The sequence below is a fragment of the Novispirillum itersonii subsp. itersonii ATCC 12639 genome (genome assembly GCF_000381985.1).
Taxonomy (GTDB): Bacteria; Pseudomonadota; Alphaproteobacteria; order Rhodospirillales; family Rhodospirillaceae; genus Novispirillum; species Novispirillum itersonii.
Genome location: NZ_KB907337.1, coordinates 494,160 through 508,083 on the forward strand (window position 1 = coordinate 494,160; position 13,924 = coordinate 508,083).

A 13,924-nucleotide genomic window follows, 5' to 3' on the forward strand; every position below is an offset into this window, starting at 1 on the left:
GCTTTCCGCCGTCACTATAGAGTCAGACAGCATACAAACACGGAGATGCCCCACGAATGATGCGCCAATACGAACTGGTTGAGCGGGTCAGATCCTATGACCCTAACGCGGATGAAGATGCCCTCAACCGTGCGTATGTCTATGCGGTGCAGAAGCATGGGGCACAGCTCCGCGCCAGCGGGGACCCGTATTTTTCTCATCCGGTGGAAGTGGCAGGGATCCTGACGCATTATAAGCTTGATGCGTCCACCATCATCACTGCCCTGCTGCATGACACGATCGAAGATACAGACGCCACTTATGAAGAGATCCGCTCGCTGTTTGGCGAGCATGTGGCGAAGATGGTCGATGGCGTCACCAAGCTGACCCGCCTTCAGCTACAGTCCGACCACACCAAGCAGGCAGAAAATTTCCGTAAGCTGCTGCTGGCGATGAGCGAGGATATCCGCATCCTGCTGGTCAAGCTGGCAGACCGCGTGCACAATATGCGCACGCTGCATTACATCAAAAAGCCGGAAAAACGCCGCCGGATTGCGCTGGAAACCATTGAAATCTATGCGCCCCTGGCCGAACGTATCGGCATTCAGGAATTTAAGACCGAGCTTGAGGAAAACGCTTTCGCGGAACTGCATCCCGATGCCCGCGATTCCATCATGGCCCGGCTGCGGTATCTGGAAGAACAGGGCAGCAGCCTGATCGACCGGATCATGGACAGACTGCGCGCCACCCTGAAAGACTCAGGGGTGGAGGCTACCCTGTCGGGCCGGGAAAAAACGCCCTATTCCATCTGGCGCAAGATGCAGCGCAAAGATGTGGCGTTCGAGCAGCTTTCCGACATCATGGCTTTCCGGGTGATGGTGCCATCGCTGGAAGACTGCTACCGGGCCCTTGGCGTGCTGCATTCGGCCTTTCCGATGGTGCCCGGGCGCTTCAAGGATTATATCTCCACCCCCAAACCGAACGGCTATCAGTCGCTGCACACCGGCGTGATCGGGCCGGAGCAGCACCGCATCGAAATCCAGATCCGCACGCAGGAAATGCACGGCGTGGCGGAAATGGGGGTCGCCGCCCACTGGCGCTATAAGCAGAAAGGCAACTCGGAAACCACTGCCGGGGGACCGCAGACAGAGGGCAAGCAGTACCGCTGGGTGCGGGAGCTGCTGGAAATTCTGGAGCATACCAACAACCCCGAAGAGTTTCTGGAACACACGAAACTGGAGATGTACCAGGATCAGGTGTTCTGCTTTACCCCCAAGGGGGATCTGTACGCCCTGCCGCGCGGGGCCTGCCCGGTTGACTTTGCCTATGCGGTCCACACTCAGGTCGGGGATACCTGTGTCGGTGCCCGCGTCAACGGCCGCATGGTGCCGCTGCGTTCGGAGCTGAGCAACGGCGATCAGGTCGAGATCATCACCAGCCCGAAGCAGACCCCCAACCCGGAATGGGAACGCTTTGTCGCCTCGGGGAAGGCCAAGGCCCGGATCCGCCGGTATGTCCGCAACCAGCAGCGCGACCAGCATATTGATCTTGGGCGGAAAATTCTGTCACAGGCCTTCAAGGCCGAGGGTTATGACCTGACGGAAAAGGGCCTTCAGGGGGTCCTGAAAAAGTTCAAAGTCGACAGTACTGACGATATTCTGGCCGAAGTCGGGCTGGGCCACCTGACAGCCAGCGAAGTGGTGCTGGCTGTTTATCCCGGCATCCGCATGGCCAAAGCGGCCCCGGCCACCCCGGACACCGTCATCAACCGCTCGCCGGTTGCCCGCAACAAGGATGGGCAGCCTGCCCGTCATGCCGTGCCGATCAAGGGGCTGATCCCCGGAATGGCCCTGCATTATGCCCGCTGCTGCCATCCGCTGCCGGGGGATCGGATTGTCGGCATTGTCGCCACCGGGCGCGGTGTGACCATCCACACCATCGACTGCGACCAGCTCAGCCAGTTTTCCGAACAGCCGGAGCGGTGGCTGGATCTGGCGTGGGATGTGGACGGCAGCAACCACAATTACATCGGCCGCGTTAATCTGGTGGTGTCGAATGAGCCCAGCAGCCTTGGCACCCTGTCGACGATCATTGCCAAGAACATGGGCAACATCACCAACCTGAAGGTAACCAACCGCACCACCGATTTTTACGACATGATCGTGGATATCGACGTGAAGGATGCCAAGCACCTGATCAACATCATTGCCGCCCTTCGCGCCGCCCCGGAAGTCAATTCCGTGGAACGCGCCCGGCACTGAGCCTTCCCCGCCCCATCATAACTGGCCCGCTGGACCGGCTGCCCCCTTTTCCTGCCGGGGCGGCACAGGTACACTCGGGCCAGTTTATTCTGTTTTACTGAAGCAGCCCCCTGCAACCGGAGCTGACATGACTGACCGTCTGCGCGCCATGCCCCCCAAGTTTTTGCCGACCCTGTCCCGGCCTGTCCTCAGCCGGGCCCTGTTGATTCCGCTTCTGGGGGGAAGCCTGCTGATCGCACCCGCCCTGAGCACCGGCATCGGCGCTGCCCCGGCCTTCCTGACCGCCACAGCACAGGCCGCCGTCCTGTCGGACAATGACCGGCAGGCCTATGCCAATGCCTTTGACGCGGCTGAGTCCGGGCAATGGGGCCGGGCAGAACAATGGGCCGATCAGGCACGGTCACCGGTTTTGCGGGATGTTATCCTCGGGCGGTCACTGGCAGCAGCAGGCAACACACCGTCCTTTTCTGCCCTGCGTGACTTCATCGGCGATCATCCCGGCTGGCCGGAAATGGCAACCCTGAAACGCCGGGCCGAAGAGGTGCTGACCGGACAGGAGTCCGCCCGCGAGGTGATCGACTGGTTCACCGCCAATCCGCCACGCACCGGACATGGCAAGCTGATGTATGCCATCGCGCTGGATACGCAGGGCAAACGCCAGCAGGCGATCGCCGTCGCGCAGGAAGCCTGGCATAATGAATCTATGTCAACACCCGACAAAAAGAAGCTTTTGTCAGAGTTTGGCGGTAATTTTACTAAGGCAGACCACCAGAAGCGCGCTGATGTTGCCCTCTGGGAGGGCCGCACATCCGACGCCCGCGAGATGATGGAACAGGTGGACGCCGGATATAAAGCCCTGATTCAGGCCCGGCTCGCCTTTCAGGACGGCAAGGGCAATGTTGATGCGCTGGTGAAGAAAGTTCCGGCTTCCCTTGCGGCTGATCCCGGCCTGCTGTTCGACCGCATTCAGTGGCGGCGGAAGAAAGATATGGATCAGGATGCGGTCACCCTGCTGAAAAGCCCGGGGGCCGATAAAGCCTACCCCGAACGCTGGGGGAAGGAGCGGCTGATCATCAGCCGCAACCTGCTGGAACAGGGCCTGATCTCTCAGGCCTATGATGTTGCCCGCCGCCACCGCCTGAGCAGCGGCGCCACCTATGCCGAACTCGAATGGCTGGCCGGATGGATTGTCTTCCGGCATCTGAAGGATGCCAAGGCGGGCCTTGCCCACTTCCGGGCATTTGAAGGCGCGGTCTCCACCACCATCAGCGTTGGCCGAGGGGCATACTGGCATGGACGGGCCGCAGAGGCGCTGGGAATGACCGAACAGGCCCGCGCCGCCTATCAGAAGGCCGCAGACGAAGGCACCACCTTCTATGGTCAGCTCGCCTCAGAAAAACTGCGCCAGCCGCTGACTCTGCCCGCCGCGCCGCTGCCGTCTGCCGATGACCGCGCCGCCTTTAACCGCAATCCGCTGGTGAAGATCGTACAGGCGCTGGGGGAACTGGACCGCAACCGCGACATTCTGCTGTTTTCCACCCGGTTGGTGGAAGACGCCCCGACCCCCGGCCAGCGTACGCTGGCGCTGGAACTCGGCCGCGCGGTCGGCGGCATTGAGACCGGCGTTGCCCTGTCGCGCAAAGCAGCCCTGAAGGGGCATATCAATCTGGATATCGCCTATCCGCTGCCGGGGTTCGATCTGCCAGACAGCCCGGAGGCCGCCCTGACCCTGGCCATCATCCGTCAGGAAAGCAATTTCTCCTCTACCGCCGTTTCCCGCGTCGGGGCCAAAGGCCTGATGCAGCTGATGCCCGCTACCGCCAAGGGCGTTGCCGGAAAACTGGGGGTCGGCTTTCAGGAAGCCAGCCTGACGGCGGAACCGCGGTACAACGTCCGCCTCGGGTCGTCTTATCTTGCTGATCTGGTGGACCGTTTCGGCGGGTCATACGTGATGGCCATCGCCGGATACAATGCCGGGCCGGGCAGACCTGCCAAGTGGGTCAAGGAATTCGGCGATCCGCGTGTCGGCGAAATCGACATCATCGACTGGATTGAAGCGATCCCCTTCACGGAAACCCGCAACTATGTCCAGCGCGTTCTGGAAGGGGTACAGGTGTACCGCTTCCGGCTTGGGCATGGCGACCGCAGCCTGCGTCTGAGCAGCGATCTGCGCTGACGGATGACAGACCGCCTGTTCCTGCTGAAGCCCACCCCTTTCTTAAAAGGAGGCGCTTCAGCAGAACAGGGGTCATCTCCGGCCGGGTAAACCCTTTCGTTTTTGAGAAAAAATACCTGGCACCCTGACCGGGTCAGAGGCCACCGAAAATCTCTTAGGGGATCAGGCTGGCAAAACCGCTCTTCTGCCAGCCACACTAAAACCGGCTACAACAAAAAGGGATGTGGTCAGGTGGCAGCCGCAACCGATTTATCGCTCAGCAGACCATTCAGCTTATCGCCGGATTTGGTGGCGTCGGAAAGCTTGAGGTCCCCCTTGCGGGTTTCCAGCGCCGCAGCGCTCTTATCCGTCATCCGGCGGCAATGGCCTTCCATGAAGGCACCCGGCTCAATTGCCAGACTTTCATGCATCACATCGCCGGTCATGCGGGCCGTTGCGGCCAGAAATACTGTGGTGGCCCGCACCTGTCCGGTCACACGGCCATGCAGCCGCACCGTCTCAGCCTTGATTTCGCCCGTCACGCTGCCGTTAACCCCAACGATCAGCACGGTACATTCAATGTCGCCCTCGACGGTGCCGTCGATCTGGATTTCGCCGGTACTCGCAAGATCCCCGGTGATGGACAGATCGGCGCTGATGATAGACGGAACAGGACGGCCCGACGCCTGTTGACGGTCCACGGCATGCGACTTGCTAGCTTTCGAAAACATTGCTTCCCGCCTTGATGAATCTGTCCGGATTGCGCGGTTTGTCGTTAACAATCACCTCGTAATGAAGATGAGCGCCGGTCGACCGACCGCTGTTCCCCAGGAGCCCGATCAGGGACGTTCTGTCCACCTGCTCCCCCTTCTTCACCAGCACCCGGTTCAGGTGCCCATACCGCGTCTTCAGGCCGTTCCCATGGTCAATTTCGACCAACCGGCCATATCGTCCACGCCACCCAGCGTATATAACCTTTCCGGAACCCGTTGCATAGACGGGAGATTTATACTCCGCTGACATATCCATTCCCTCATGGATAGCAGCAGAGCCGTTGATGGGGTCATCCCTGCCCCCAAACCCGCTGGTGACATGCCATTGTGCTTCCAGCGGGGAGGCCAGCGGCAGACCATCGACCAGTGCCTGCAGGGACGTCATGTGCAGCACCTTGCTGTTCAGCGCCCCAAGCGTCTCCTTCACCACCGGACTGCTCGTGGAAACCCCCAGCTCAGCCGGAATGAACGGCCCCCCCTGCCCATCCTTCTCGCCGGGTCCCTCGCCCTGATCATCCAGCATATCCTGCGGGTTCAGTCCGGCCTTGCTGACCGCAGCGCGGAGCTTGGCAGAGCGGTCGGTGGCCAGATTGGTGAACTTCTGCACCAGCGCAAGCTGCTGCTCTTCCATCCCGACCAGACGGCCTTCCAGCTCTTTGACCCGGGTCCGGGCCTGATCCCGTTCGCCCATGGCCAGATCACGCTCCAGCGTGACTTTTTTCAGCTGCACCTCAACGCCGTCCAGCGCCTTTTCCATTGCCGCCCGCTGGGCCAGAGAGGCCATCTCGGTATCCAGACGGGCCAGCTCGCCGTACAGCGCCTCGCGCTCGCGCTGGGCATGGGTCTGATAGAGTTCGCGGCTGACGGCGGGATCGACGGCTCCGGGGGTCTGCCCGGGGGTTTGATCGGCGCGCGCGCCCTTATCCTCAGGCTTTACCTCGGGTTTCCGTGCATCCTTCACCGGGGCAGCCACAGTGTCGGACTTGGCAAGCTGCACAGCCCGGGCGTGATTCCGCTCCAGATCCGCCGTCACATCGGAAATTTTGTTCCGGTAAACGGATACCTGCGCCAGCAACCCCTCGTACGCTGTTTCCGCCGCCACACGACCAGCCTGATGATGTGCGATCAGGGTCTGCTGTCGCACCATCGCCGTTGTTGCAAAAGCACCCCAGCCCAACAGGAGAGAGACCACGCCCAGCGTGATAACCTGCACCGCCGGAGACAGCCGGATCGTCCGCAATCCGTTTTCGCTCCGCAGGATCATCTGCCGTTCCGGAAACATCCTCCGGAAAAGCAGGGCCACCCGTCCAACATTGCGGTCCCGAGGATCGTAAATCGACATGCATTGCCTTGCTGTTGCCGACCATCCATGCCCCATCGCTCCCACGCCTGCAGGGTGATCACCCCCGCATCACGCACACAAGGCATTTTCCGGTCGCCGTTATCACTTCCGCGGACTTTTGCCTGCCCGCGACCGACACGTACCCATCTGCGGCCCCTGCGCCCGGAAAACCGGCGTTCAGGGCGAAACAGCATCCCCCGCCCACCCCCGGCACAGAGGCAGGCACCAATGTAAACCGCGCACCCGCGCCGATCCGTGCCTTAATGTACCCCGCACAGACAGGCCGATGCCGTCGATTTTCCCTATTCCCCGCAGTTGAGGAGCGGGGTAAACCTATCCCTCCTGAAGCGCCGCGCGCAAGAAAAAGGTTTCCTGCTTGTGTCGCAAGCGTTTGCACTCTGCTTTTTTAATCAGGATACACTGATGCCCGCTGGTGCCAGCCCCGATTCCCACCCCATACCGCCCGCCGGGGTCAGTCAGCGGAAGGCCGGGCCTGCGGTCACCCTGCTGGCAACCTGGTTCGGCTGCGGCCTGTCGCCGAAGGCCCCCGGCACCATCGGCTCCCTCGGTGCGGTGCCGTTTGCGGCGCTGATCGCTTTTGCCGCCGGGCCGGATCTGGCCGGGCCCGTTCTCGCCGCCGCAGCCATCCTGCTGTTTGTGGTTGGTATCCCGGTTTCTGCCGCCTACGCGCAGGCCACCGGCCGCGACGACCCCGGCGCGGTGGTGATCGACGAGGTTGTCGGCGTCTGGCTGACGCTGGCCGTTGCCCCTCTCGATCCGGTTGCCTACACGGCAGGGTTCCTCGCCTTCCGGCTTTTTGACATCGCCAAACCGTTTCCGGTCAGTCTGGCGGACCGCCGGGTTGGCGGCGGGCTTGGCATCATGCTGGATGATGTGGTCGCCGCCGGTTATTCGGCACTGGCCCTATGGGCCTTTGTCCGCTATGGTCTTCCGATAATCCATTCATAAACTATGGGTACATCATGTTTCCCGATGCATTGATCCAGCAGGCGGAGACCGTGCTGAACCGGTGCCGCGCCGCCGGTATCCGGCTGGCCACCGCAGAATCCTGCACCGGCGGCCTGATTATCGGCTGCCTGACCGCCGTGGCCGGGTCATCTGATGTCATTGAGGCCGGCTTCATCACCTATGCCAATGATGCCAAGGAGAACCTGCTTGGCGTCGCCCCGTCCGTGATCCGCCGCCACGGGGCGGTCAGTCAGGAAGTGGTGCTGGAGATGGCACGCGGGGCCCTGCAGAACAGCTCTGCCGGTGTGGTTGTCGCAGTCTCGGGCATTGCCGGTCCGGGCGGCGGCACTGCGGAAAAGCCGGTCGGGCTGGTGCATATCGCCGCCATGCGGGAAGATGGTCATCACCTGCACTGCGCCCCGGTCTTTCCCGGCGACCGGCAGAGCGTCAGGCTTCAGGCCGTCGCGATGGCGCTGTCCCTCATCGCTGAAGTCTTAGAAGATTAAAAATTGATCCTCTTCAGGATATTGCGAAGCTTTTCTAAAGTTTCAGCGTATCTTTAATTTTTTGCAAACTGCGTATGAAGATGAATCAAAGCCACACCTTCATATGCAGTTTGCACCGCTCCCTCATCCATACAGGGCGCGGGCCCGGGACTCAAAGGCCGCCACCATCCGGGTGACAGCCTCGCCAAACAGCGGCCCCATCAGCTTCTGCAGCAGTACAGAGCGAAACTCGAAATCGACATAAAAGTCGATCCAGGTCCCGCTGCCGTCGGGATCCTCTTCAAAGACCCAATGATTGTTAAGGTATCGGAACGGCCCTTCGGTATAGGTGACATCAATGCGCGATGGCGCGCTGAGGGCCACGCGGGAGGTGAACCGTTCCTTCACCATTTTGAAGCCGATCACCAGATCAGCCCAGAAGACATCGCCATCCCGCTTGCGGATGCGCGCAGCCTGACACCACGGCAGAAACTCAGGGTACTTTTCCACCTCGGCCACCAGAGCAAACAACTGGGCCTGCGTATAGGGCAGCTTCCGCTTTTCGGCGTGTGTCGGCATGACCTGTCCCGGAACGTCGTGTCTAAAGAATAAGGGCTCCGGCGACATACCGCCGAAGCCCTGATTCCGTCAAGGATTAATCATCCGGCCCCGGGGCTTCAGCCCTGCGCGGCCTTCTCTTCCAGCTGCTTGCGGCGGTTTTCCCGCAGCGTCGCGAAGTCGCGGTCCGCATGGTACGATGACCGGGTCAGCGGCGTGGAGGAAATCAGCAGGAACCCCTTGGCCCGCCCCATGGTGGCATAATCGGCAAACTCATCGGGGGTGACGTAGCGCTCGACCGTCGCATGCTTCGGGGTCGGCTGCAGGTACTGGCCGATGGTCATAAAATCGACGTCAGCGGCGCGCAGATCATCCATCAGGTTCAGCACTTCCTGACGGTCTTCACCCAGACCGACCATGATGCCGGATTTGGTGAAAATCGTCGGATCCAGCTCTTTCACCTTCGCCAGAAGCTGAAGGGACCCGAAATAGCGGGCACCCGGGCGGATGGCGTTGTACAGGCGCGGCACGGTCTCAAGGTTATGGTTATAAACGTCGGGCCGGGCCTCGACCACCACCTGCAACGCACCGTCCTTATGCCGGAAGTCGGGGGTCAGCACCTCAATGGTGGTGTTCGGGCTGGCCGCCCGCACCGCACGGATGACCTTGGCGAAGTGGGCTGCGCCGCCGTCGTCCAGATCATCGCGGTCAACCGAGGTGATCACCACATGGTTCAGGCCCATATTGGCAACCGCTTCAGCCACATTTTCCGGCTCACGCGGGTCAAGCAGGTTCGGCTTACCGGTCTTGACGTTGCAGAAACGGCAGGCCCGGGTGCAGATCTCGCCCATGATCATCATGGTGGCGTGCTTACGCTTCCAGCACTCCCCGATGTTCGGGCAGGCGGCTTCCTCACACACCGTATGCAGGGATTTGGACCGCATCAGTGCCCGCGTCTCCGCGTATTCCTTCGAGGTCGGGGCTTTCACCCGGATCCAGTCCGGCTTGCGCTGAACCGGCTTTTCGGCGGAGTGCGTATCAACTGTGGTCATGCGGTCCTCACCTTTACTGCCAAAGGGCAGCACTTTTTTATTGCACATCATTCCTGTGCCGAAGAGGGCGGCGCCAGACAGCCCCGCCCCCGACCGGCATTAGAAATGGATGGCCCGCCCGTAGGCGTCAAGTACGGATTCATGCATCATTTCCGACAGGGTCGGATGCGGGAATACCGTATGCATCAGGTCTTCTTCAGTGGTTTCAAGGGTTTTGGCAATGCCATAGCCCTGAATCAGCTCGGTCACTTCGGCACCGATCATATGCGCGCCCAGCAACTCGCCGGTCTTGGCATCAAACACCGTCTTGATGAGACCTTCCGGTTCCCCCAGCGCGATGGCCTTGCCATTACCGACAAACGGGAAGCGCCCGACCTTGACCTCGTAACCGGCCTCTTTGGCCTTTTTCTCGGTCAGGCCAACCGATGCCACCTGCGGGTGGCAGTAAGTGCAGCCCGGAATGGTCGCCCGGTTGAGCGGATGCACACCCTTAACCCCGGCGATCTTCTCGACGCAGATCACGCCTTCATGGCTGGCCTTGTGGGCCAGCCACGGGCCCTGCGTCAGGTCACCGATGGCATAAACGCCCGGCTCGTCGGTTTCACACCACTCGTTGGTGATGATGAAGCCACGGTCCTGACGGATCTTGGTGCCTTCCAGACCGATCCCTTCGACGTTCGGCTGAATGCCGACGGCGAGGATGACGCGGTCAACGGTGATATCCTGCACCTTGCCGTTCTGCTCGACGCTGACCACAGCATTGGTGGCAGAGGTTTTGATCCCCTTCACACCGGCCTTGGTCATGATCTTCAGGCCCTGCTTTTCCAGCGACTTTTTCAGAAGACCGGAGATTTCCTCGTCTTCCGCCGGAACGATGCGGTCCATGACTTCCACCACCGTCACATCCGCGCCAAGGGCGTGGTAGAAGCTGGCGAATTCAATCCCGATCGCGCCGGAGCCGACCACCAGCAGAGACTTCGGCATGGTGTTGGGGACCAGAGCATTCTTGTAGGTCCAGACGATGTTCCCGTCCGGCTCCAGCCCCGGCAGCACGCGGGCGCGGGCACCGGTTGCCAGAATGATGTGCTTCGCGGCCAGCGACGTCACCTTGCCGTCCTTTTCGACGGCGACGGTGCCCTTGCCCGCCAGCTTGCCCTGACCGTCGAAGACGGTGACCTTGTTCTTCTTCAGCAGGTGCTTGACGCCGCCGGACAGCTGCGAGGCAACGCCACGCGACCGCTTGACGATGGCATCCAGATCGAACGAGGCCCCCTGCACGCTCAGGCCATAGTCCTTGGCGTGCTTGAAGGTGCGGTACACATCGGCAGAACGCAGCAGCGCCTTGGTCGGAATGCAACCCCAGTTGAGGCAGATGCCGCCCAGATGCTCACGCTCCACCACCGCCGTCTTCAGGCCCAGCTGGGCGGCGCGGATGGCGGCCACATAGCCGCCGGGGCCCGCGCCCACCACGATGACGTCAAAAGAGGTATCAGACATTAAATGATCTCCTTCAACGCCCGGATCACAGCATCAGCTGGATCGGATCTTCCAGCAGCGGCTTCAGCGCACCGAGGAATTCCGCACCGACGGCACCGTCAACCGACCGGTGATCGACCGACAGGGTGACGGTCATCATCTGACGGATCGCCACGGCGCCATCCCGCACCACCACGCGCTCTTCACCGGCACCGACCGCCAGAATGCAGCTCTGCGGCGGGTTGATGATGGCAGAGAAGGTCTTGATGCCATACATGCCGAGGTTGGAGATGGTGAAGCCGCCGCCCTGGAACTCTTCCGGCTTCAGCTTGCCGTCGCGGGCCTTCTTGGCCAGACCCTTCATCTCGTTCGAGATGGTGGACAGGCCCTTGCGGTCTGCATTGCGGATCACCGGAGTGATCAGCCCGGCTTCGGTCGCCACCGCCACCGACACATCCACCTCGTCGAAGGTCAGGATCGCTTCATCGGTCCACATGGCATTGGCGGCCGGAACCTTCTTCAGGGCCAGCGCGCAGGCCTTGATGACGAAGTCGTTGACCGACAGCTTATAGTCCGCGCCCGGGCGGTCATTCAGCTGCTTGCGCAGGGCCAGCAGGCCGTCCAGCTCGATATCCACCGACAGGTAGAAATGCGGCACGGTCTGCTTCGATTCCGCCAGACGGCGGGCGATGGTCTTGCGCATGCCGGTGTTGGCATGTTCGGTGTAGCTCTGCCACGGCATCGGCTTCAGCGCCGGGGCCGGCTTTGCCGCCACCGGGGCCGGAGCAGCAGCCGGAGCAGCAGCGACCGGGGCCGCCGGAGCAGCCTTACCGACGCCAGCCGCCAGTGCGGCTTCAACGTCATGCTTGACGATACGGCCACGCGGGCCGGACCCGGCAACCTTGGTCAGGTCCAGACCGGCATTCTTGGCAATCCGCCGGGCCAGCGGGCTGGCAAACAGGCGGGTGCCATAAGCGCCCATCGGCACCGGCTGGGCCGCAACCGGGGCAGCCGCAGCCACGGGGGCAGCAGCAACCGGGGCCGGGGCGACCGGAACCGGAGCAGCCGCCGGAGCAGCAGCAGCCGGGGCCACAGCGGCAGAGGCGTCATCGCCCTCTTCCAGCAGAATGGCAATCGGGGCGTTGACCTGCACGCCTTCGGTGCCTTCAGCCACCAGAATTTTGCCGATCACGCCTTCATCGACGGCTTCGAATTCCATCGTCGCCTTATCGGTTTCGATTTCGGCGATGACGTCCCCGGCGGCGACGCTGTCGCCTTCCTTCTTCAGCCACTTCGCCAGCTTGCCCTCGGTCATGGTCGGCGAGAGGGCCGGCATCAGGATGTTTTGAGCCATTGTTTCAGTCCTCTCGCGCTCAGGCCTTGTAGCAGACGGCCTTGGCGGCATCAGCGATGCGCTTGGCGTCCGGCAGAACCATCTTTTCGAGGTTCACGGCATAGGGCATCGGCACGTCGATACCGGTGACACGGCGGACCGGGGCATCGAGGTAGTCGAAGGCAGATTCGGTGACGACGGCGGAAATTTCCGAGCCGATACCGGCATACGGCCAGCCTTCTTCAACGCTGATGCAGCGGTTGGTCTTCTTGACCGAGGCCAGAATGGTCGGCACGTCCAGCGGGCGGATGGTACGCAGGTTGATGACTTCAGCATCAATGCCTTCCGCCGCCAGCAGTTCCGCCGCTTCCAGCGAGGTCCCGACCATGCGGGAATAGGTGACGATGGTCACGTCCTTCCCGGCGCGTTCGATCTTGGCCTTGCCGATCGGCAGCACGAAATCCGGATCATCCGGCACATCGAAGCTCTGACCGTACAGGATCTCGTTTTCGAGGAACACCACCGGGTTCGGATCCCGGATCGCGGCCTTCAGCAGGCCCTTGGCATCGGCGGCCGACCACGGGGCCAGCACCTTCAGGCCCGGGCAGTGGGCATACCACGAGGCATAGCACTGGGAGTGCTGGGCCGCGACGCGGGCAGCGGCCCCGTTCGGGCCACGGAACACGATCGGGCAGCCCATCTTGCCGCCGGCCATGTACAGGGTCTTGGCCGCCGAGTTGATGACGTGGTCAATCGCCTGCATGGAGAAGTTGAAGGTCATGAACTCCACGATCGGACGCAGACCCTTGAAGGCCGCGCCGGTGGCCAGACCGGCAAACCCCATTTCGGTGATCGGGGTGTCGATCACGCGGCGGGGGCCGAACTCATCCAGAAGGCCCTGCGACACCTTGTAGGCACCCTGATACTGGGCGACTTCCTCACCCATCAGGAACACGGCATCGTCACGGCGCATTTCTTCGGCCATGGCGTCGCGCAGGGCTTCGCGCACGGTCATCCGCACGAACTTGTCGTAGGTCTTTTCCGGGATGTCGGTCAGGGTGTACGCGGTGGTGGTCAGCACTTCCGGCTGGAAGGGCTCAACCGCACCGGTCACCACCGGGGCAGCGGCGGCAGGGGCGCTGGCAACCGGAACGCTGGCAACAGGGGCGCTGGCGACAGGGGCGCTGGCGACAGGGGCGCTGGCGACAGGGGCCGGGGCGGCGGCAACCGGGGCGGCAGCCGCCGGGGCCGGAGCAGCGGCGGTATCCGCGGCAGAGGCATCTTCGCCTTCCAGCAGCAGCACGGCGATGGCGGCGTTCACGGCCACGCCCTCGGTGCCTTCAGCCACCAGAATTTTACCCAGCACGCCTTCATCGACGGCTTCAAATTCCATCGTCGCCTTATCGGTTTCGATTTCGGCGATGATGTCACCGGCGGCGATGGCGTCGCCTTCTTTCTTCAGCCACTTGGCCAGCTTGCCTTCGGTCATGGTCGGCGACAGCGCCGGCATCAGTACGGTAATCGGCATGGTGTTTCGTCCT

Annotated in this window: 11 protein-coding genes; 4 read left to right on the forward strand and 7 right to left on the reverse strand. The window is 62.1% G+C overall.

Features of this window, described 5'->3' with window-relative positions:
- Positions 1-56: 56 nt before the first annotated feature.
- Positions 57-2,240, forward strand: a complete 2,184-nt coding sequence (locus G365_RS0102315) for a RelA/SpoT family protein (protein WP_019643888.1) — start codon at positions 57-59, stop codon at positions 2,238-2,240.
- Between the two features lie 127 nt (positions 2,241-2,367).
- Positions 2,368-4,416, forward strand: coding sequence for a lytic transglycosylase domain-containing protein (locus G365_RS0102320; RefSeq protein WP_019643889.1), 2,049 nt, complete (start codon positions 2,368-2,370; stop codon positions 4,414-4,416).
- Positions 4,417-4,643: 227 nt separating this feature from the next.
- On the opposite strand, the gene G365_RS0102325 is transcribed toward G365_RS0102320, so the two are convergent.
- Positions 4,644-5,126, reverse strand: coding sequence for a bactofilin family protein (locus G365_RS0102325; RefSeq protein ID WP_019643890.1), 483 nt, complete (start codon positions 5,124-5,126; stop codon positions 4,644-4,646).
- Positions 5,110-6,546, reverse strand: coding sequence for a peptidoglycan DD-metalloendopeptidase family protein (locus G365_RS24275; RefSeq protein ID WP_081628400.1), 1,437 nt, complete (start codon positions 6,544-6,546; stop codon positions 5,110-5,112). Before G365_RS24275 ends, G365_RS0102325 begins: the two co-directional genes overlap by 17 nt.
- Positions 6,547-6,933: 387 nt before the next feature.
- Between G365_RS24275 and G365_RS0102335 the strand changes: the two genes are divergently transcribed.
- Complete coding sequence (locus tag G365_RS0102335) at positions 6,934-7,479, forward strand: phosphatidylglycerophosphatase A family protein (protein ID WP_019643892.1); 546 nt, start codon at positions 6,934-6,936, stop codon at positions 7,477-7,479.
- A gap of 14 nt (positions 7,480-7,493) precedes the next feature.
- Positions 7,494-7,985 carry a CinA family protein gene (locus tag G365_RS0102340; RefSeq protein WP_019643893.1) on the forward strand — a complete coding sequence of 164 codons (492 nt, stop codon included), beginning with the start codon at positions 7,494-7,496 and terminating at the stop codon, positions 7,983-7,985.
- Between the two features lie 123 nt (positions 7,986-8,108).
- On the opposite strand, the gene G365_RS0102345 is transcribed toward G365_RS0102340, so the two are convergent.
- The 5 genes from G365_RS0102345 to G365_RS0102365 form a co-directional block, all read right to left on the reverse strand.
- A complete protein-coding gene (locus tag G365_RS0102345) occupies positions 8,109-8,543 on the reverse strand; it encodes a type II toxin-antitoxin system RatA family toxin (protein ID WP_019643894.1) in 435 nt (144 codons plus the stop codon).
- 98 nt (positions 8,544-8,641) lie between these two features.
- Positions 8,642-9,574, reverse strand: a complete 933-nt coding sequence (gene lipA / locus G365_RS0102350; RefSeq protein WP_026345024.1) for a lipoyl synthase — start codon at positions 9,572-9,574, stop codon at positions 8,642-8,644.
- Between the two features lie 99 nt (positions 9,575-9,673).
- Positions 9,674-11,071: a dihydrolipoyl dehydrogenase gene (lpdA, locus tag G365_RS0102355; protein ID WP_019643896.1), complete on the reverse strand. Its 1,398-nt coding sequence runs from the start codon at positions 11,069-11,071 to the stop codon at positions 9,674-9,676.
- Positions 11,072-11,096: 25 nt separating this feature from the next.
- Complete coding sequence (locus tag G365_RS0102360) at positions 11,097-12,404, reverse strand: pyruvate dehydrogenase complex dihydrolipoamide acetyltransferase (protein WP_019643897.1); 1,308 nt, start codon at positions 12,402-12,404, stop codon at positions 11,097-11,099.
- Between the two features lie 19 nt (positions 12,405-12,423).
- A complete protein-coding gene (locus tag G365_RS0102365; protein ID WP_019643898.1) occupies positions 12,424-13,911 on the reverse strand; it encodes a pyruvate dehydrogenase complex E1 component subunit beta in 1,488 nt (495 codons plus the stop codon).
- Positions 13,912-13,924 lie beyond the last annotated feature (13 nt).

Bases quoted from the DNA above. Each gene is read 5' to 3' on its own strand.
- G365_RS0102365 (WP_019643898.1), bottom strand. From the start codon at position 13,911: ATGCCGATTACCGTACTGATGCCGGCGCTGTCGCCGACCATGACCGAA.
- G365_RS0102360 (WP_019643897.1), bottom strand. From the start codon at position 12,404: ATGGCTCAAAACATCCTGATGCCGGCCCTCTCGCCGACCATGACCGAG.
- G365_RS24275 (WP_081628400.1), bottom strand. From the start codon at position 6,546: ATGGGGCATGGATGGTCGGCAACAGCAAGGCAATGCATGTCGATTTAC.
- lpdA (WP_019643896.1), bottom strand. From the start codon at position 11,071: ATGTCTGATACCTCTTTTGACGTCATCGTGGTGGGCGCGGGCCCCGGC.
- G365_RS0102340 (WP_019643893.1), top strand. From the start codon at position 7,494: ATGTTTCCCGATGCATTGATCCAGCAGGCGGAGACCGTGCTGAACCGG.
- G365_RS0102320 (WP_019643889.1), top strand. From the start codon at position 2,368: ATGACTGACCGTCTGCGCGCCATGCCCCCCAAGTTTTTGCCGACCCTG.
- lipA (WP_026345024.1), bottom strand. From the start codon at position 9,574: ATGACCACAGTTGATACGCACTCCGCCGAAAAGCCGGTTCAGCGCAAG.
- G365_RS0102315 (WP_019643888.1), top strand. From the start codon at position 57: ATGATGCGCCAATACGAACTGGTTGAGCGGGTCAGATCCTATGACCCT.
- G365_RS0102335 (WP_019643892.1), top strand. From the start codon at position 6,934: ATGCCCGCTGGTGCCAGCCCCGATTCCCACCCCATACCGCCCGCCGGG.
- G365_RS0102325 (WP_019643890.1), bottom strand. From the start codon at position 5,126: ATGTTTTCGAAAGCTAGCAAGTCGCATGCCGTGGACCGTCAACAGGCG.
- G365_RS0102345 (WP_019643894.1), bottom strand. From the start codon at position 8,543: ATGCCGACACACGCCGAAAAGCGGAAGCTGCCCTATACGCAGGCCCAG.